Source organism: Nonomuraea bangladeshensis, from assembly GCF_039529455.1.
GTDB lineage: Bacteria > Actinomycetota > Actinomycetes > Streptosporangiales > Streptosporangiaceae > Nonomuraea > Nonomuraea bangladeshensis.
Genome location: NZ_BAAAMV010000002.1, coordinates 316867 through 334968, shown reverse-complemented (window position 1 = coordinate 334968; position 18102 = coordinate 316867). Strand labels below are relative to the sequence as shown.

The 18102-nt window shown below is 74.6% G+C and carries 11 protein-coding genes; 4 read left to right on the top strand and 7 right to left on the bottom strand.

Annotated features, from left to right (window positions below; all coding sequences use genetic code 11):
• The first annotated feature begins 17 nt into the window (after positions 1–17).
• A complete protein-coding gene (locus tag ABD292_RS05640; RefSeq protein WP_344205755.1) occupies positions 18–2138 on the top strand; it encodes a serine/threonine-protein kinase in 2121 nt (706 codons plus the stop codon).
• Here the strand turns inward: ABD292_RS05640 and scpA are convergent.
• The 5 genes from scpA to ABD292_RS05615 all read right to left on the bottom strand — a co-directional run bounded on the left by scpA (position 2116) and on the right by ABD292_RS05615 (position 9745).
• Positions 2116–4269 carry a methylmalonyl-CoA mutase gene (gene scpA, locus ABD292_RS05635; protein ID WP_344205753.1) on the bottom strand — a complete coding sequence of 718 codons (2154 nt, stop codon included), beginning with the start codon at positions 4267–4269 and terminating at the stop codon, positions 2116–2118. The two genes, ABD292_RS05640 and scpA, sit on opposite strands and share 23 nt — an antisense overlap.
• Positions 4266–5978, bottom strand: coding sequence for a methylmalonyl-CoA mutase subunit beta (locus ABD292_RS05630; RefSeq protein ID WP_344205751.1), 1713 nt, complete (start codon positions 5976–5978; stop codon positions 4266–4268). Before ABD292_RS05630 ends, scpA begins: the two co-directional genes overlap by 4 nt.
• Before the next feature lie 60 nt (positions 5979–6038).
• Positions 6039–6815: a peptidoglycan recognition protein family protein gene (locus tag ABD292_RS05625; RefSeq protein ID WP_344205750.1), complete on the bottom strand. Its 777-nt coding sequence runs from the start codon at positions 6813–6815 to the stop codon at positions 6039–6041.
• A gap of 80 nt (positions 6816–6895) precedes the next feature.
• Positions 6896–7834 (bottom strand): S-methyl-5-thioribose-1-phosphate isomerase, encoded by a 939-nt coding sequence (mtnA, locus tag ABD292_RS05620; RefSeq protein WP_344205749.1) that lies wholly within the window; start codon positions 7832–7834, stop codon positions 6896–6898.
• Positions 7835–7876: 42 nt separating this feature from the next.
• On the bottom strand, positions 7877–9745 hold the full coding sequence (locus ABD292_RS05615; protein ID WP_344205748.1) for a CASTOR/POLLUX-related putative ion channel: 1869 nt from the start codon (positions 9743–9745) through the stop codon (positions 7877–7879).
• A gap of 95 nt (positions 9746–9840) precedes the next feature.
• Here ABD292_RS05615 and ABD292_RS05610 point away from each other — a divergent pair, with 95 nt between their 5' ends.
• On the top strand, positions 9841–11361 hold the full coding sequence (locus tag ABD292_RS05610; protein ID WP_344205746.1) for a serine/threonine protein kinase: 1521 nt from the start codon (positions 9841–9843) through the stop codon (positions 11359–11361).
• A 59-nt stretch (positions 11362–11420) separates the two neighbouring features.
• On the top strand, positions 11421–12530 hold the full coding sequence (locus ABD292_RS05605; protein ID WP_091075230.1) for a DUF5925 domain-containing protein: 1110 nt from the start codon (positions 11421–11423) through the stop codon (positions 12528–12530).
• Positions 12531–12546: 16 nt separating this feature from the next.
• Here the strand turns inward: ABD292_RS05605 and ABD292_RS05600 are convergent, their stop codons facing one another.
• Positions 12547–15222: a DUF6493 family protein gene (locus ABD292_RS05600; protein WP_344205742.1), complete on the bottom strand. Its 2676-nt coding sequence runs from the start codon at positions 15220–15222 to the stop codon at positions 12547–12549.
• 311 nt (positions 15223–15533) lie between these two features.
• Entirely contained in the window at positions 15534–16898 is a 1365-nt protein-coding gene (locus ABD292_RS05595; protein ID WP_344205740.1) for an SWIM zinc finger family protein, read from the bottom strand.
• 142 nt (positions 16899–17040) lie between these two features.
• On the opposite strand from ABD292_RS05595, the gene ABD292_RS05590 reads away from it, so the two are divergent.
• On the top strand, positions 17041–18102 hold the full coding sequence (locus tag ABD292_RS05590; protein WP_344205739.1) for a C39 family peptidase: 1062 nt from the start codon (positions 17041–17043) through the stop codon (positions 18100–18102).

Genomic DNA, 18102 nt, shown 5'->3' with positions numbered 1-18102 from the left:
CAGGAGTCACTCCCCTCATGCCCAACGTCGAACCGCTGCGCGCGGGCGACCCGGCTGCCGCCGGACCCTATCGGCTCGTCGGGCGGCTCGGCTCGGGCGGGCGCGGCGCCGGCTATCTCGGCAGGGCGCGCGACGGCAGGCCCGTCGCGGTCAAGCTGCTGCCCGAGGTCCTGGCCGACCGGGAGCAGTTGGTCAGGGAGCTGACCGTGGCGCGGCGGATGGAGCCGTCCTGCCTGGCGCGGGTGCTCGACGCGGCGACCGGCGAGCGGCCGTACGTGGTGCGCGAGTACGTGGACGGGCCCACCCTGGAGCAGGCCGCGCCCGCCCCGGCGGGCGAGCTGCCCCGGCTCGCCGTCGCGGTGGCGACCGGGCTGAACGCCCTGCATCAGGCGGGCATCGCGCATCTGGCGCTCAAGCCGGCCAACGTGCTGCTGGGGCCTGGTGGGGCGCTGGTGGCGGACTACGGGATCGCGGGGGCGTACGGGGCGGCGGTGCGCGGGGCCGGGACGGCGGCGGACGGCACCGGGACAGCTAGGGCGGGCGGCGTCGGGGCGCCCGCGTACCTGTCGGGTGGCGGGGGGACGCCCGCGTACCTGTCGGGTGGCGGGGGGACGCCCGCGTGCCTGTCGGGTGGCGGTGGGGCGCCCGCCGGCCTGCCGGGCGGGGTCGGAACGCCTGCGAACCTGCCGGGCGGGGTCGGAACGCCTGCGAACCTGCCGGACGCCGTCGGAACGCCCGCGGACCTGCCGGACGGCGGGGGAACGCCCGCTTATCTGGCGCCCGAGCAAATCGCCGGGCTGCCGGGCGGCGCGCCGGCCGACGTGTTCGCCTGGGCTGCGATGATCGGGTTCGCCGCCACCGGGGTGCCGCCCTTCGGGGACGGCTCCCCGGCCGAGATCGCCGAGCGGGTGCTGCGCGGCGAGCCACGACTGGACGGACTCCCCGCCCCCTTGCGTGAGGTGGTGACCGCCTGCCTGGCCAAGGACCCGGCGGCCCGCCCGACCATGCGCGAGGTGCTCCTGCACCTCATCGGCACCGCCGCCCCCACACCGGACGACGACTTCGCCACCCCAGCCGCCACCCAGGAGTTCCGCCCCCCGAGCCTCCCCCTCCGAGCGCCCCACGCCTCTCCCCGGGACCGGCACCTTCCACATCCGGACCCACAGCTCCCGCGCCCGGCCACTCACGCCTCGCGCCCGGACCCGCATCTTTTGCATCCGGCTCCGCAGCACCCGCGCCAGGACCCCCAGCCCCCGCTCCCGGACCAGCGCCTCCCCCATCCGGATCCACGGCTCTCTCGCCAGGACCCGGCGGCCCTGCTCCGGGGCCCGCAGTTCCCGGATCTGGGCCCACAGGCGCCGCTCCAGGACCCGCAGCTCCCGCATCCCGACCCGCAGGCCCCGCGTCCGGGCCCGCGCGTCCCGTCCCTGGAGTCGGGCCTTCCGTCGCCGGCGGCGCGGGCGCGGGAGACCGGGACGCTCCTGGTGCGTCCCTTCGCGGCCTCCGCGCAGCGCGGTCAGGGGCGGGCGACCGCTCCCCCGCCCGACTGGACGGCGTTCCATCGCTTCGAGCAGCCGCGGGTCGAGGAGGGGCAGCGGTCGGCGTTCGTGGACGTCCTCGTCACCGGCGACGCGCCGGCCACCCCCACGAGCAGGGGAAGGCGGGTCAGGATGGCGCTCATCACGACCGTCTCGGGCGTTCTCGTGCCGGTCCTGGCCGCCGCGATCGTCTGGCTCACCCCCACCGAGCCCCCGCGCCCCGAGCCTCCCGCCGCCCCGCCAGAAAGCAGCCGCGCCGCCGAGCCGAGCCCCGCCCGGCTCCAGGTCACCCGCCTGCGCCCGCACGGCACCGGCAACGACGGCTGCTGGACCCCCGGCGAGGTCACCGTACGGGCACTGGCCGCCCGCACCGGCGGCCCGCTGACCATCCGCTACGCATGGCTGGTCGACGGCGCGCCCGCGGGCGCGACCGCCTCCACGCTCATCCCCGGGAACGGCCAGCGCTACCTGACCTCACCGCGGGCCCTGACGGCGGACCCGCCACCGGAGGGCGGCGCCACCCGCCGCGTCACGCTGCGCATCACGTCCCCGGTCGTCGTCCAGCGGTCGGTCACGCTCACGCTGTGCGCCGCCGGCTGAGCTGGTCGAGCAGGCCGAGCGCGGCGTCGGCGATCACCGTGCCCGGCGGGAAGATCGCGGACGCGCCCGCGGCACGCAGCTCGTCGTGGTCGCCGGGCGGGATGACGCCGCCGACCACGATCATGATGTCGCCGGCGTCGAGCCCGGCCAGCGCCTCGCGCAGCGCGGGCACCAGCGTCAGGTGCCCGGCGGCCAGCGAGGACACGCCGACCACGTGCACGTCGGCCTCCACGGCCTGCCGCGCGACCTCCTCCGGCGTCTGGAACAGCGGGCCGACGTCCACGTCGAAGCCGAGGTCGGCGAAGGCCGTCGCGATCACCTTCTGGCCGCGGTCGTGCCCGTCCTGTCCCATCTTGGCAACCAGGATGCGGGGCCGGCGCCCCTCGGCCCGCTCGAACTCGGCGCAGGCGCGGCGCGCGCGCTCGATGTTCTCGGCGGGGCCCGATTCGTCGCGATACACGCCTGAGATGGTACGGACCCGCTCGGCGTGCCGCCCGAACACCCGCTCCAGGGCCTCGGAGATCTCCCCCACCGTGGCCTTGGCGCGGGCGGCGTCCACGGACAGCTTGAGCAGGTTGTGCTCCAGCCCGGCCTGCGGGTTCCCGGCGGCCGCGGTGAGCGCGTCGAGTGCGCGCCGCACCTCGTCGGCGTCCCGCTCGGCCCGCAGCCGAGCCAGCTTCTCCAGTTGCCGGCCGCGGACCGCGCTGTTGTCCACCTTGAGCACGTCGATGACCTGGTCGTCGCCGGTCCGGTACTTGTTGACGCCGATGACCGGCTGCCGCCCGGAGTCGATGCGGGCCTGGGCGCGGGCGGCGGCCTCCTCGATCCGCAGCTTCGGCAGCCCGGCCTCGATGGCCTTGGCCATGCCGCCGGCCGCCTCGACCTCCTCGATGTGCTGCCACGCCCGTTCGGCGAGGTCGTGGGTGAGCCGTTCGACGTAGTAGGAGCCGCCCCACGGGTCGATGACGCGGGTGGTGCCCGACTCCTGCTGGAGCAGGAGCTGGGTGTTGCGGGCGATCCGCGCGGAGAAGTCGCTGGGCAGCGCCAGGGCCTCGTCCAGGGCGTTGGTGTGCAGCGACTGCGTGTGGCCCTGGGTGGCGGCCATCGCCTCGACGCACGTACGGGCCACGTTGTTGAACACATCCTGCGCGGTGAGCGACCAGCCGGAGGTCTGGCTGTGCGTACGCAGGCTCAGCGACTTGGGGTCCTTGGCGCCCATGTCCCTGACGATGCGGCTCCACAGCAGACGGGCCGCGCGGAGCTTGGCGACCTCCATGAAGAAGTTCATGCCGATGCACCAGAAGAACGACAACCGCGGCGCGAACCGGTCGACGTCCATGCCGGCGGCGACCCCGGCCCGCAGGTACTCCATGCCGTCGGCCAGGGTGTAGGCCAGCTCCAGGTCACAGGTGGCCCCGGCCTCCTGGATGTGGTAGCCGGAGATGCTGATCGAGTTGAACTTCGGCATCTTCTCGCTGGTGTAGGCGAAGATGTCGGAGATGATGCGCATCGAGGGGGCCGGCGGATAGATGTAGGTGTTGCGGACCATGAACTCCTTGAGGATGTCGTTCTGGATGGTCCCCGTGAGCTGCTCCGGCTTCACCCCCTGCTCCTCGGCCGCCACGATGTAGAGGGCGAGGATGGGCAGGACGGCGCCGTTCATGGTCATCGACACCGACATGCGGTCGAGTGGGATGCCGTCGAAGAGCTGGCGCATGTCGTAGATGGAGTCGATCGCCACCCCCGCCATGCCGACGTCGCCCGCCACGCGCGGGTGGTCGGAGTCGTAGCCACGGTGGGTGGCCAGGTCGAACGCGACCGACAATCCCTTCTGACCGGCCGCCAGGTTGCGCCGGTAGAAGGCGTTGGAGTCCTCGGCCGTGGAGAAACCCGCGTACTGGCGGACGGTCCACGGCTGGTTGACGTACATGGTCGGGTACGGCCCGCGCAGGTACGGCGCCGCGCCGGGATAGGTGCGCAGGAAGTCGAGCCCGTCGAGGTCGTCCGCCGTGTAGAGGGGCTTGACCGCGATGCCCTCCGGCGTCTCCCAGACCTCGCCGTCCGGCTCGGGCCGCCGTCCCGGCTCCTTGGCCAGGCCGTTGAGCGGTACGCCGGAGAAGTCCGGGATCATCGGGTCACCCCCAGGTCGTCGTAGGTGGTGCGCAGCACGTGCAAGGCGTCGCAGCCGGCGTGCACGGCGCCGTCCACGCCGTCGTACACGCCCTGGCCCGCGAGCCACACCCGCCTGGCCCCCGCCCGTCTGAGCGCGGCGGCCACGGGGGCGGCGTGCTCGGCGTACAGCCGGTCGCTGGAGCACAGGCAGGCGACGCGGGCGCCGCTGACGGCGAAGGCGGTGGCGATCTGCTCGGGGTCGGCGCCCGGCCCGGCGGTCTCGGTCGCGAAGCCGCCGGCCTGGAACAGGTTGGCGGCGAACGCGGCCCGCGCCGTGTGGGCGGCGACGGGCCCGATCGTGGCGAGGAACACCTTGGGCCGCTCCGGCAGTGACTCGGCGAGGTCGCGCAGCGCCTCGAACTCCTCGGCGTAGCGCGGCGTGGCGATGCCGTTCCCGCTCCTGCTCACGGGCCGCTCCCCGAGGTCGGGGTACTCGCTGACGCCGGTGATCGGGAAGCGGCGGCGGGCGACGTCGGCGGCGCGCCGCTCGCGGGTGGCGGCCACGCGGGCCGCGATCAGCTCCTCTGCCGCGTCGGCGCCGCCGGCGGCCTCGATCTCCTGGAACCACGCCCATGCCCGCTCGGCCAGGTCGGCGGTGCGACGCTCGACGTACCAGGAGCCGCCCGCGGGGTCGAGCACGCGGGCCAGGTGCGCCTCCTCCAGCAGCAGGGCCTGGGTGTTGCGGGCGAGGCGGCGGGAGAAGCCGTCCGGCAGGCCGAGCGCGGCGTCGAACGGCTGCACGGTGACGGCGTCGGCCCCGCCGACCCCGGCGGCGAAGCAGGCGACGGTGGTGCGCAGCAGGTTCACGTACGGGTCGCGGACCGTCATCATGGCCGAGCTGGTGACCGCGTGCTGCCGCTGGCCGCCGTGCTCGGGCGCGCCGCACACCTCGGCGACCCTGAACCACAGCCGCCGGGCGGCGCGCAGCTTGGCGATGGTGGCGAACTGGTCGTCGGTGGCGGCGTAGCGGAACTCGATCTGGCCCAGCGCCTGCTCGACGGAGAGGCCGGCCCCGGTGAGCTCGCGCAGCTCGGCCACGCCGCGCGCGATCGAGCAGCCCAGCTCGTCGGCGTCGCCGCCGCCCGCGTCGTGCCAGCGGGTGGCGTCCACGGTGACGGCCCGCAGGCCGGGGAACTCGGCGGCGCACCGCACCGCCAGCTCCGCCCCGGCCGCGCCGGAGCCCCCCAGGTTGCCGGAGACCGCGACGCCGCGCTCGGCGGCCAGCGCGAGCAGCGCCTCGGCGGCCTCCCGGGTGCGCGGCCCCGCCTCCAGCACCACGGGGGCCAGGTCGAGCAGCACGTCCTTGAGCACGTCTGCCAGCGCCTCCGGCGGGATCGCGCCGTCGCCGACGACCAGCCACAGCGAGGTGACGCCGTTCTCCAGGTCGGCCAGCACCGCCTCGGGGTCGGGCGCGGCGTGCCGCTGCCGGACGTCCCAGCGGGGGACGGTGCGGGCGCCCCGCACGTACGGCGGCGCACCGGGCGACCCAGGGTCGCCGGGCAGGTCGTCCAGGTCGTAGAGGGGCGCGATCGTCAGCCCGTCGTAGGTGGGGGTGGACAGCGCCTCCTCGGGCGAGCCCGCCTCGATCCCGGACCTGCGCAGGACGGCCGACGCCAGCTCCCGCCAGTCGTCACGGGTCGTGGGCGTGAACCCCGCTGCGAGTTCCATGTCTCGGATAGTAGGCGGAACCGGTAGGAACCAGCACCCCAGGGGCCCCCGACACCCTGATCAGCTTTGCGGGGCCTCCCAGGTGAGCCGCCAGGTGAGCGGGCCGACCACGCCGTCGTCGGCGATGCCCTGCTGCCGCTGGAAGGCGAGGCAGGCGGCGCGCGAGGCCGGACCGTAGGCGCCGTCGGCGTCGAGGTCGAAGCCGCGCTGCCGGATGCGACCCTGCCAGGTGCGTACGTCGTCACCCCGCATGACCGGCGGGTACGACAGCAGCCGCCCGGGGAACGGCGGCGCGACCGGCCCGGACGGAGGCGGCTCCGCTCCGCCCGAGGGCCGGGGCGCGCCCCGCCGCACCCAGGCGTACAAGGGCTCGCCGGGGCAGTCGGTGGAGTAGCCGTCGCGGTGCCCCTTGATCTCCTTGCCGGCGCCGCCGCGGGCGCGTACGTGCTCGACCGCGTCGAGGATGGCGTGCAGGATCAGGTCGGTGGGCTGCACGAGCCCGGTGTTGCCGACCAGGCCGAGCACGGCGTAGTGGCCGGTGTTGAGCCCGGGGCCGTTGGCGGCGGGCAGGTGGTGCAGGCCGCGCCCCTCGAACACCTTGCGGTGCGGGCAGGCCACGAAGGAGTAGCCGATGTCGACCCAGCCGTTGCCGTCCATGTGGTGGGTCTGGATGGAGCGCACCAGAGCCGCGCACGCGCCGTGGTCGCTCACGATGCCGGGATCGACCCTGCCGCCGGTGTAGTGGACCTTCACGCCTTTGGCGGAGTCGAGCTGTGAGTAGTCTCCGCGGGGGGCGCGGGCGTTCCAGTCGCGCCGTGACACCAGGTCGATGGCCAAGACGAACTCCGAGACTAGTGCGGGGGAATACTGAGCGTAACAAGGGATACGCGGACAGGTCCCGGAGTTGGCGGATTTGCCTAGGGCCGGATCACCCGGCTCTCCGTCACGATCGCGGTGATGAGGTCGTGCGGGGTGACGTCGAAGGCCGGGTTGATCGCGTCGGTGCCCTCCGGTGCGACCCGCACGCCCCTGACCGAGACGATCTCGCCGGGGCCGCGGTCCTCGATCTCGATGTGCTCGCCGGTCGGGGTGCCGGGGTCGATGGTGGACTCGGGCGCGACGACGTAGAACGGGACGCCGGCGCGTTCGGCGCCGAGCGCGAGGGCGTACGAGCCGATCTTGTTGGCGGTGTCGCCGTTGGCGGCGATGCGGTCGGCGCCGATGAGCACCGCGTCCACCACGCCCCTGGCCAGCAGGTAGGGCCCCGCCGAGTCGGCGACGAGGCGGTGCGGCGCGCCCATCCCGGCCAGCTCCCAGGTGGTGAGCCTGGCCCCCTGCAGCAGCGGCCGGGTCTCCAGCGCGAGGACCTCGGCCAGCCGGCCACGTTCGTGCAGCGTACGGACGACGCCGAGCGCGGTGCCGTGCTCGACGGCGGCGAGGGCGCCGGTGTTGCACACGGTCATGATCCGCAGCCGGTCGCCCTCCAGCAGGTCGGCGCCGCGCTCCCCCATGGCCCGGCAGGCCGCGATGTCGTCGTCGCGCAGGCGCAGCGCGGCGGCGAGCACGGCCTCCCTGCCCTCGCCGAGGCGGGCGGCCGCGCGGTCGACGCCCCAGGCGAGGTTGACGGCGGTGGGGCGGGCGGCGCGCAGCCGGGCGATCAGCTCCGGGTCGCCGTCGGCGAGCACGACGCCGAGCGCGCCGGCCACGCCGAGGGCGGGCGCGCCGCGCACGGCGAGCCGGCGGATCGCGTCGACGAGCTCGTCCACGGTGTGGACGCGTAACCTCACGCACTGGTCGGGGAGCAGCGTCTGGTCGATCAGCTCGATCGCGCCGTCCACCCAGTCGATGGTCCTCACGCCAGAAACGTTAACGGGTCGGGGGCCTTGAGGGGTTCGGCCCTAGTGTTCGGCGAGGACGATGACGGCGTCGCCCTCGGCGAAGACGATCGGGTCGGACTTGCCCGGGTTGAGGACGATCCCGTAGTGCGGCGGGTCGTCGCGGCCCGCGCAGGAGCGGTAGCCGATGGCGGACTCGCCGCGACGCCGCGCGGCCTCGATCACGGTGGAGAACGTCACCTCCGTGCCGATCCTGACGTACGAGGAGGCGGGGCGGGGATAGATCTCCGAGCCGTGCGAGTCGAAGAGGCAGCCGAACACCTCGGCGAGGTGACGGTTCTCGGCGAGCTGGGCCAGGAGCAGGCCGATGACCGTGTCGCTGATGACGATGTCGTCGGCCTCGGTGACCTCGGCGAGGGCGCGGTTGTTCTCGTCGTGCATCTCGCTGACGATCGAGTAGTGCTCGCCGAGCGCGCTCTGCATGTCCCGGAGCTGCAGCAGGGTCATGAGCGTGCGCGTGTCCGCGTGATGCGGGTCGAACCGGTCGTCGGACAGGACGATGACGTGCTGGAACAGGCCGACGCCGAGCGACTCCAGCGCGAAGTGGTCGGTGGTGTCGCAGTCCTTGACGTTGACGGTGAGGTTGCGCAGCCCGGTCAGCCCGGCGCCGGCCCTCGGGTCGCCGGCGGCGATCTCCAGGACCGAGCCGGGCGCCACGTAGGCGTCGAGGAGGCGGACGATCCGCTCGGCACGGCCGTTCCAGTTGAGCAGCAGCGTGCGCTCGGGCGCGGGGGCCGGCCTTCCGGCGGGAGCGGCGATGGCGGACTCGTCCACGGACGGGCCGGCGGCGGCGAGACGTACGTGGGAGTCGTCGGCCGCGATGACGATGACCTGGTCGTCCGCGCCGATCACGGTGTCGCCGGGCGGGTTGAGCACGACGCCGGACGGGCGGCGCAGGCCGATCACGCAGGCGGTCTGGTAGGCGTGCAGCGCCTCCCCGTAGGTGACGCCGACGAGCTTCTTCGGGGTGCGCAGGTAGATCTCGCCGCCGTCGAAGTTCAGCAGGTCCATGCAGACCACGGACAGGCCGGACTGGCGGGAGGACTGCACGATGAGCCGGGCGGCGGTGTCGTCGGAGTCGACGAGGTGCACGTCGGGGCCGCCGGCCAGGCGGGCGGCGGCGAGGTTGCGGCCGGAGGTGAGCGCGGCGACCACCGGCGGGTGCGCGCCCTCGCGCTTGGCCAGCGCGAGCAGGATCTTGATGACGTGCGCGTCGGGGTCCTCGCCCTCGGGCGAGAGCACGACGACGCTCCGCGCGGCGGCGAGGTTCATGAGCGCGAGGTCGTGCGGCTCGGTGGGCTTGCCGGTGCGGCAGACCAGCCGGGTACGCCCGAGGTCGCCGAGGTGCTCGCGAAGGTCCTCCTCCATGTCCAGCTTGTCGCGGTCGGCGAGGATCGCGACGGCCGACCGCTTCTGGCTGGCGTGCGCCTTGACCAGCTCGCCCACGATCGTGAACACCTGGTCCGACCAGCCGAGCACCACCGTGTGGCCGGACTCCACGATTCGCGAGCGCCCCCTGCGCAGGCGGTCCACCTTCTGCTTCAGCCCGTTGGACAGCAGGCCGACGAGCATGCTGACGATGAACAGGCCGCCGAGCGAGCCGGCGAACATCACCGCCAGGTACGCGACCGAGCCCTTGTCGCTCGCCACCTTGCTCGGGGTGAGCGCGTGCATGAGCGTGATCCATAAGACCTCGCCCACGCGGCCCGTGCCGTCCGGTTCGCCCGGCGCCAGCCACAGCGCGAACCCGGTCACCGTCACGATGAGCGCCACCGACACGACGGCCAGCCACCCGATCAGCGAGGCGGTGCCCTTGGACATCGTGTTGTCGAACCAGTACCGCAGGCGCTCACGGACCGTGACCCTGGACATTTCCCCGTTACCTCCGTGTAAGGAGCTGTTTGACACGGGGCAACAAGGTACCTGGCGATCTTTCCCGACGCAGGAGGACCGGTAACGTATCCGCCATGGTGCACCCCCTCGCCCCAAACGACCCGGAATCGCTGGGCGGATACCGCCTGGCCGGGCGGCTCGGCGAGGGCGGGCAGGGCGTGGTCTACCTCGCGCATCCGGCCGGGGGCGGCGACCCGGTCGCGGTCAAACTGCTGAGCGCGGGCGACCGGGAGACGCGGGCCCGGCTGGCCCGCGAACTCGACGCGCTGGAGGGCATCGCCTCCTTCTGCACGGCGCGGGTCCTCGACGCCTCCGTTGACGGGCCTCGGCCGTACGTGGTGAGCGAGTACGTGGACGGCCCCTCGCTGGCCGAGCGGGTGCGCGAACGCGGGCCGCTGCGCGGCGGCGAGCTCGAACGGCTGGTCGTCGGCACCGCCACCGCCCTGGCCGCCATCCACGCGGCGGGGATCGTGCACCGCGACTTCAAGCCCGGCAACGTCCTGCTGGGGCCGGACGGGCCGCGCGTGGTGGACTTCGGCATCGCGCGGGCGGAGGGCTCGGCGACGCTCACGTCCGGGATCATCGGGACGCCCGCCTACCTCGCGCCCGAACAGATCAACGGCACGCCCGCCTCGGCGGCCTCGGACGTGTTCGCGTGGGCGGCGTCGATGGTGTACGCGGGGACGGGGGTGAGCCCGTTCGGGGCCGACACCGTGCCGGCGGTGCTGCACCGGGTGCTGCACGCCGAGCCCGATCTGTCGGCGTTACCGGGGCGGTTGCGGGAGCTGCTCGCCGCTTGCCTGTCGAAGGAGCCGGGACGCCGGCCCACCGCACAACAACTGATGGTCGCCCTCGTCGCCCCAGGCCCCTCCCGCCCCTCGGCCCCTCCCGGCTCCCACCCTTCGGCCCCTCGCGGCGCCCTCCCCCCGGCCGCCCCTTCTGGCGCCCCTCCCGTCGCTCGGCCCTCGGCTTCTCCCGGCGGCTCCGCGCCAGTGGGGGCGTCTCCGCGTCCGCAGGCCGACACCGTGCCGGGCCGTTCCCGGCCCCGGGGGCTGGTCATGGGCACGGTGGGCGTGGCTGCGGTCCTCGCGGCGTCCGCCGTCGTCGCCGTCGTCCTGCTGAACCGGCCTCCCGACCGCCTCACCGACACCGGCCGTTCCCCGTCGGCCGCCCCGCCCGCCACCACTTCCCCCGCCGGCCCCGCCACCCCGGGCTCCGGCAGCGGCACCAGCGCCCCCTCCCGCCCCGCCGCCGACCCGAAGATCCCGGCCGCCTTCGCGGGCGACTGGTCCGGCCACACCACCAGCACCAACCCCTTGGACGGCGACGGCGCCGACAACGAGGTACGCATGAAGAAGGGCGAGTCCACCGCCGAATGGCGCGAGGACAACAACGGCGGCAAGTGCAAGGGCACGATCACCCTCACCCAGGTCGAGGACACCCGGCTCACCTTCTCGCTCGGCGCGAACGAGGGCGGCTGCATCGCCGGCACCATCTGGCTCGACCTGCGCTCCGACGGCACGCTCGGCTACACCTGGCGCGACGAGCCGGGCCTCGGCCTCGTCACGCAGACCGGTTCGCTCAGCAAGAACTAACCAGATCGGCAGGCAAAAACCTTCGACATTTGAGCCCGGCTGACTAGATCATGGACGCTATGTCTGTGATTAAGGAGGTGCCGTTCCCCAGCCCGGAGTCTTCGGAGCTTCCGATGAACATCTGGATCGACGACGCCGACTCCGCCATCGACGTGATCGACGCCCTGGCGCTGTCGCCGTTCGCGACGGGCGCCCAGCCGTGGTCGCGGCTGGCGAACCTGGAGCGCGTGCGTTCCGATGCGCCGCTCGCCCCCAAGGGCGGCCGGGTGCTGCGTACGGCGCGGGTCGAGGACGGCACGGAGTCGCGGCTCATCTGCGGCGACGGCTGGACGCTGCGCGTGGTGCGCCACCGCAACCGCACGGCCACGGTCAGCGTCACGGCGATCGACGAGGAGCTGGCCAAGTCGGTGCTGCGCGAGAGCATCGAAGGCGCCGAGGAGGCCGTGCCCGAGGCCGACCACGTCGACATGGGCTTTTGGTGGCGGGGCACGCACGGGGGCACGCGTTCGGAGAAGCCGATCACCGCCCAGCCCTGGCCGGAGATCAGCCAGAACTACTCCGGCAAGGTGCGTCCCGCCCTCGACCGGCTGATGTCGATCACCCCGGCCGACGTCAACGGCCGGCTCATCCTGCTGCACGGCCAGCCCGGCACCGGCAAGACCACGCTGCTGCGCACGCTCGCCAAGCAGTGGCGCGAGTGGTGCCAGGTCGACTGCGTGCTCGACCCGGAGCGCCTGTTCAACGAGCCCGGCTACCTCATGGAGGTGGCGGTCGGCTATGACACCGACGAGGACGCGCAGCGCTGGCGGCTGCTCGTCCTGGAGGACTGCGACGAGCTGATCAGCTCGGGCGCGAAGGCGCAGGCGGGTCAGGGCCTGTCGCGGCTGCTCAACCTGACCGACGGCCTGCTCGGCCAGGGCCGGGACGTGCTGGTGGCCATCACCACCAACGAGGACCTCGCCCGGCTCCACCCGGCCGTCGTCCGTCCGGGCCGGTGCCTGACCCAGCTGGAGGTCGGGCCGCTGAGCAGGGACGAGGCCGTCGCCTGGCTCGGCAGGTCCGACGGCGTGGGCCCGTCGGGGGCGACCCTGGCGGAGCTGTACGCGCTGCGCGCCGGCCGCGAGTTCACCCCCGCCCAGGGCGACGAGTCCACCGGCCTCTACCTCTGAGCTCCGGCACACCGGCTCACGTCAGATGGGTGTGGAGCCGCCGCGCCTCGCGTACGAAGTTGTTCGACGCCCGGCGCGCGGCGGCCTCCGCGACGCGCGGCACCGCCCCGCGCGCCCCGGCCCACCGCGCCGCGCGCAGGGCGAACGTGAGCACCTGCGCGTGCCGCGCGGCCGGCCGCTCGTCCGGCCCCGGCAGGAACGTCTCCAGCAACCCGGTCACGACCTCCCACACCTGCCGGTGCGCGCCCAGCGCCGCCGCGGCCTCCAGCGTCTCCAGCGCCGGGCCCGGCTTGCACCAGCCGTGGCGCAGCAGCCGGCCGAGCTGCCGCCCGAGCCCGGCCCCGTCCAGCTCGCCCCGCGCCGCAAGCTCCACCACCGGCCCGGCCCGCCGCTCCGGCGCGCCGTCCCGTACCCGGTCCGCGGCGACGTGGGCCAGCACGAGCGCGACGCCCTCCCCCGGCGGCCCGTCGGCCGCCGCGAGCGCCAGCGCCTCACCCGGCCCGACGCGCTCGCGAGCGCGCAGGTGGGGCAGGTAGTGCTGTGCGACCACCTCCCGGTCCGACGGCATGACGTACGGCCACCACGACAGGCAGCCGCCGTGCTCCTCGCCCGGGTGGGGCCCGGGGGCTGTGAACAGCAGGTCGATCAGCGGCAGCCCGGTGACGGCGGCTTGGACGCGCGGCACGAGAGCGCCCGACCCCTCGTCCGGCCAGTCGATCGTGGTCAACGGCTCGGGGCGGGCGCTGTCCATCCAGTGGGCCGCCGCGCGTCCTGCCGCTGAGGTGAGCACGCGGGCCCTGGCCACCACCTCGGGCGATACGGCACGGGGCAACCGGAGCAGCGCCTGCTGCAGGTCGGCGGGCATGGCCTGAACGCCCGCGCGCTCGTACGACTCCAACCGGGCGACCAGCTCGGCGGGATCGAGGTGGCCGGTCGGCTCGGTGGGCTCGGCCAGCAGGAACGGCGGCAGCCTCCCCTCACGCAGCCCGTCGCGCACCTCGGTCCAGCGGCGCAGCAGGAACAGGTGAGGCGCGGGCAGACGGGATCTCCCGGCGAGTGAGCTCACGCCCCCGTCCAGGGATTCCCCGGAAAGCCCCTGCGAGGGGTCTTCCGGCCGGTCCACGAGCTGGTCCACGGGCTCGTCCGCAGGCCAATCAGCAGGCCCGCCCGTAAGGCGTTCCACGGACTCGCCCGCAAGCCGGGCCGCAAGCCGATCCACGGGCGGGGCCGCAGGCCGGTCGGCCGGCCCCTCCGCTATGAGGGCGGCGATCGCCTCCGAGTACGCCTCGATCTCGTGGCGAGGGCCGCCGGTTCCCGCCCTCCGGGTGGTGCGTCCGGCCAGGGCTGTTGCGAGGCCGCCGGGGTCCTCGCCGTGGAGCCGTACGACGGCCGCCAGCCACCGTTCCATGGCCTGCCAGTCGTCCCGATGAGGGAGCTCCGCGAGGTCGGCGGCGGTTCGGGGCGCGGGCGGCAGTGGCGCGAGGGGCCGGGGGGCGGGCAGCGGGACGGGGACGAAACCGTCGTGCTCGCGCCGCACCCCCGCGTGCGCCTCGCCGCCGAACGCCGCCGCCAGGGTCTCCGCGAGGTCCCGGGGCAGCACCCTGGCTCCGGCCCGTACGGTAGCGACGCCCTCGGGCCCGAACTGCCCGGCGTGCGTGACCGTGAGCCGCACCGCACGCCCTTGCACGTCGGCCGACGGGCAGCGGAAGGCGTCCGCCAGCGCGGGCGCGAACGCGTCCAGCCCGGCGTGCCGCTCGCGCGCGTACTCGTCGAGCCAGGCGAGCCCGGCCGTCACCAGCCGGCGTTCCGGGCGGGGCAGCAGCGCCCGCACCGCCTCCCCCACGTCCTCCGGCCCCAGCTCGGCGAGCCGTCGCAGGTGGCGCAGCGCCAGGTCGGCGACCGAGCCCGGCGCGGCGGGAAGCAGGCGCAGGTAGGCGGGGGCGCGCTCGCGCACCTCGTCGTACGTGGGCTCCAATCGCTCGTGCAGGCGGGCGAAGAAGCGCAGGCCGACCACGGGGCCGCCGCGCAGGAACCGGCGTACGCAGCCGTCGAGCAGCAGCTCACGGTCGATGGCCCCCGCACCGGCCAGTGTCGTGAGCGCGTCGAGCCAGGCGCCGGAACGGTCACCGCTTTCGTCGCGCAGCGCCCTGCCGACGCCCTCCGCCTCGAACAGCCGGGGCAGCAGGTGGCCGAGCAGCGGGTCGCGGCTCAGCCCGTCGGCGGTGGGCGGCCGCGCGGCCCACTCGACCACGAGGGGGTCGTGCTCGGGCGGGGTGACGCCGGTGTGGCGCAGCATGGCCAGCGCGAGGGCGCCCGCGTCGCCGGAGCGAAGGTGGGCGCCCCGGATGCGTCCGGGGAGCTTGAGTGCGGCGCGGGTGGCGAAGTCGGCCTGCCAGGCGGGCGGGCGGGCCGACAGGACGCGTACCAGGATGGGGGTGGCGTCGGGGGCCTCGTGGCGGCGGTACTGGAAGTCGCGGCGGTTGAGCCAGGCGACGGTGGCGGCGGCGCCGGAGATGGTGCCCGCGCCGGCGACGCGCATGGGGTCGATCCAGGTCTCGTCACCGGGTGCGGCGCTGCCCCGTACGACGGGGAGATGCGCCGGCAGCACGGAGGCCACCGCCTTACGTCCTGCCGCGTCCAGGCTCAGGACGTGGTCGGCGACAAGCCCCGGATCCCCACTGTCGATCGCCACCACCGCCCCCGCCCACGCCCCTTTCCGGGCAAGGTCCCCAGGAAAAGAGGGGGCCGGGGTGACGGGACTCGGGGCAGGAGCCTCATCAGGCCCCTCCGCCCGGGCAAGGTCCCCGGAGAGAGAAGTGCCCGGAGTGGGATGCCCGAGGGCGGGGCTCGGAGCAGGAGCCCCACCCGCCCGAGCGACGTTCCCAGGAGGAGGAGCGGGGAGCCCGGGAGCTCGCTCAGGCCCATCCGCCTCCCCACCCACCCGGACAAGGTCCCCAGGGGAAGAGGGGGCCGGGGGCCGGGTGGGTGGGGAGTGGGTGGGGGTCATGGGGTGGCCTCGGACGGGGTCGGCTCGGGCAGGGTGGTGGGCGGGGTGGCGGGGCGGGCGGCGATGCGGGCGGCGAGGACGTGCTTGCAGGGGCCGCGCGACCCCCGGTGGTCCCACCACCAGGTGCAGGTGCACTCGCCCGACTCGATGCGCACCCGGCGCACGCCGCCGTCGGTGGTGACCTCGGCCGCGTCGTCGCCCATGAGGCGCACCGCGCCGGAGGCGACCAGCCGGCGGGCGGCGGTGAGGCGGGGGTTGAGCTGGGCGACCTGGTCGCGGTCGTACGGCAGCTCGCGATGGAAGTGGGCGGCCTCGTGCAGGTCGTAGCCGACGCGCCCGGCGACGCCGAGCTGGGTGAGTGCGGCGCGGACGCGTTCGACCGGCAGGCCGGAGCGGTCGGCGAGCAGGCCGAGTTCGACCGTCGGCTCGAAGTTGAGCAGCATGCCGACCAGGTCGGCGTCGCCGGCGGCCTCGTCGGTGGCGAGGTCGGACAGGACGGCGCCCTCGCCGGAGAAGCCGCGCCACGGCTCGGGCGAGACGGCGAGCGTGTAGCGCATGCCGGGCAGCTCCAGCTCCCAGGCGCCGGCGGTGGAGGAGCCGTCGGCGGGCCCGTAAACGCGGAGTTTCTTGGCGAAGCGCAGCAGCGGCAGGAGGGTGGCGACGCGCCCGGTGCCGGACAGGCAGACGCCGCCGCGCGCGGGCCCGGAGGACAGGCGCAGGTCGCGCCCGGACGGGACGGCCCAGACGGTCGAGCGGGCGCCGCGCGGCAGGGAGCGCAGGAAGCGGACCGCCTGCGGCCCCGCCAGCTCGGCCCGCAGGTCGAACCCGGCGGCGATCACCTGGACCTCGGCGAAGCCGCGCAGCCACCGCTCGGGCAGCGGCACCTTCTTCTCCACGACGGCGCCGTCGAGGGTGGTGACGGTCAGCTCGTCGGGCCCGACGCCGAGGTGGAGCGGGTCGCGCCCGCCGACCCTGGCGAGGGATTCGCGCAGCGGGCCGTTGACGTCGACGTTGGTGGTGCCCCGGTCGAGGACGTCGCCGTCGAGCTCCAGCACGTCGAGGCGGGCGTAGACGCCGCCGCAGGCGGAGAACGACTCGAACCTGAGCCGGTCGCCGTCGCAGGTCACCACCGGGTCGCGGGTCCAGCCGGGGCGGGGCTGGTGGTAGCGGGTGAGCGCGACGTCGGCGACGGCCAGCAGCCCGGCGGCGGCCGGGGCGGCGTGGGTGAGCAGGCCGCTGAAGAAGCGGGGGTGCGCCTGCGGGCCGGACAGCGCGGTGCCGCCGGAGGTCGAGAGGCCGAGCCTGCCGTCGGTGAGGGTGGAGTGGCCCGCGTAGGAGTAGGCCTGTACGGCTTGAGTCATGGCCCGCACATTAGAGATCAACACCGACACAATTCCGCCGCCGGGAAGCCGCCGGGATGCCGCCGGGATGCCGCCGGGGAACGCCCCCGCCCAGGCCGGTACGTAAACCATCCGATGTGCGGCATCCGGGGACGAAACCACAATGTGCCTGGTGCTCACCGTCGATCTCGCCCGCGTCTCCTTCGCCCGCTTCGCCGTGCCCCCGGCAACGGGCGAGCCTGCGGGCGAGGTGTGGACCGGCGAGGAACGCGAGATCGGCTTCCCCGCCACCCAGCTCGTCCCCTCGTGGACCGCGCGCACCCCGCCGGGCGCCTGGATCGAGATCGCGCTCCGGGCCAGGGTCCCGTCGGGGGCGCTCACCAAGTGGTACGTGATGGGCCGCTGGTCCGAGCAGGGCGCCCCCCGCACGTCGGTCCCCGGCCAGGGCGACGAGGACGGCGACGTGGCGGTGGACACGTTCGTGGCGCGCCGGCCGGTGACCGCCTACCAGGTGCGGATCGTCCGGCACGGGCCCGCGCGGGTGACCGGGCTGGGCGTGATGGCCTCGGCCGTGCCGCGCCGGCCGGTCACGCCGAGCGCGCCGCTCGCCGCCGAGCCGGTGGAGCTGGCGGTCCCCCGGCACTGGCAGCACGCGCACGCCGGCCACCACCCGCGCTTCGACGGCGGCGGCGCGAACTGGTGCGGCCCGGCGTCGGTGGCCATGGTGCTCGGCTATTGGGGACGCGGCCCCGGCCCGGACGAGCTCGCCTGGGTGGGCGCCGACGACCCGGCCCCGGCCGTGGACCACGCGGCCATGGGCGCCTACGACGAGAGCTACCAGGGCACCGGGAACTGGCCGTTCAACGTGGCCTACGCGGGCCGTTACGGGCTGGCCGGGTTCGTAACGCGGCTGCGCTCGGCGGCGGAGCTGGAGCTGTTCGTCAGGGCCGGCATCCCGGTGATCACGTCGCAGTCGTTCAAGGCGCACGAGCTGCCCGGCTCCGGCTACTCCACGAACGGCCACATCCACGTCGTCACCGGCTTCACCGCGGCCGGCGACGTGATCGTGAACGACCCGGCCGTGCCCGACGGCGAGGTGCGGCGGGTGTATCCGCGGGCCGCGTTCGAGAACGTGTGGCTGCGTGGCTCGGGCAGCGGCGGCATCGCGTACGTGCTGCATCCGCCCGAGCAGTCCCTTCCCTACAGTAGTGATGGCAATTGGTGA

What these genes read in the sequence shown, in the direction of transcription:
- ABD292_RS05640 (WP_344205755.1), top strand. Translation starts at nt 18, where the DNA reads ATGCCCAACGTCGAACCGCTGCGCGCGGGCGACCCGGCTGCCGCCGGA.
- scpA (WP_344205753.1), bottom strand. Translation starts at nt 4,269, where the DNA reads ATGATCCCGGACTTCTCCGGCGTACCGCTCAACGGCCTGGCCAAGGAG.
- ABD292_RS05630 (WP_344205751.1), bottom strand. Translation starts at nt 5,978, where the DNA reads ATGGAACTCGCAGCGGGGTTCACGCCCACGACCCGTGACGACTGGCGG.
- ABD292_RS05615 (WP_344205748.1), bottom strand. Translation starts at nt 9,745, where the DNA reads ATGTCCAGGGTCACGGTCCGTGAGCGCCTGCGGTACTGGTTCGACAAC.
- ABD292_RS05610 (WP_344205746.1), top strand. Translation starts at nt 9,841, where the DNA reads ATGGTGCACCCCCTCGCCCCAAACGACCCGGAATCGCTGGGCGGATAC.
- ABD292_RS05605 (WP_091075230.1), top strand. Translation starts at nt 11,421, where the DNA reads ATGTCTGTGATTAAGGAGGTGCCGTTCCCCAGCCCGGAGTCTTCGGAG.
- ABD292_RS05595 (WP_344205740.1), bottom strand. Translation starts at nt 16,898, where the DNA reads ATGACTCAAGCCGTACAGGCCTACTCCTACGCGGGCCACTCCACCCTC.
- ABD292_RS05590 (WP_344205739.1), top strand. Translation starts at nt 17,041, where the DNA reads ATGTGCCTGGTGCTCACCGTCGATCTCGCCCGCGTCTCCTTCGCCCGC.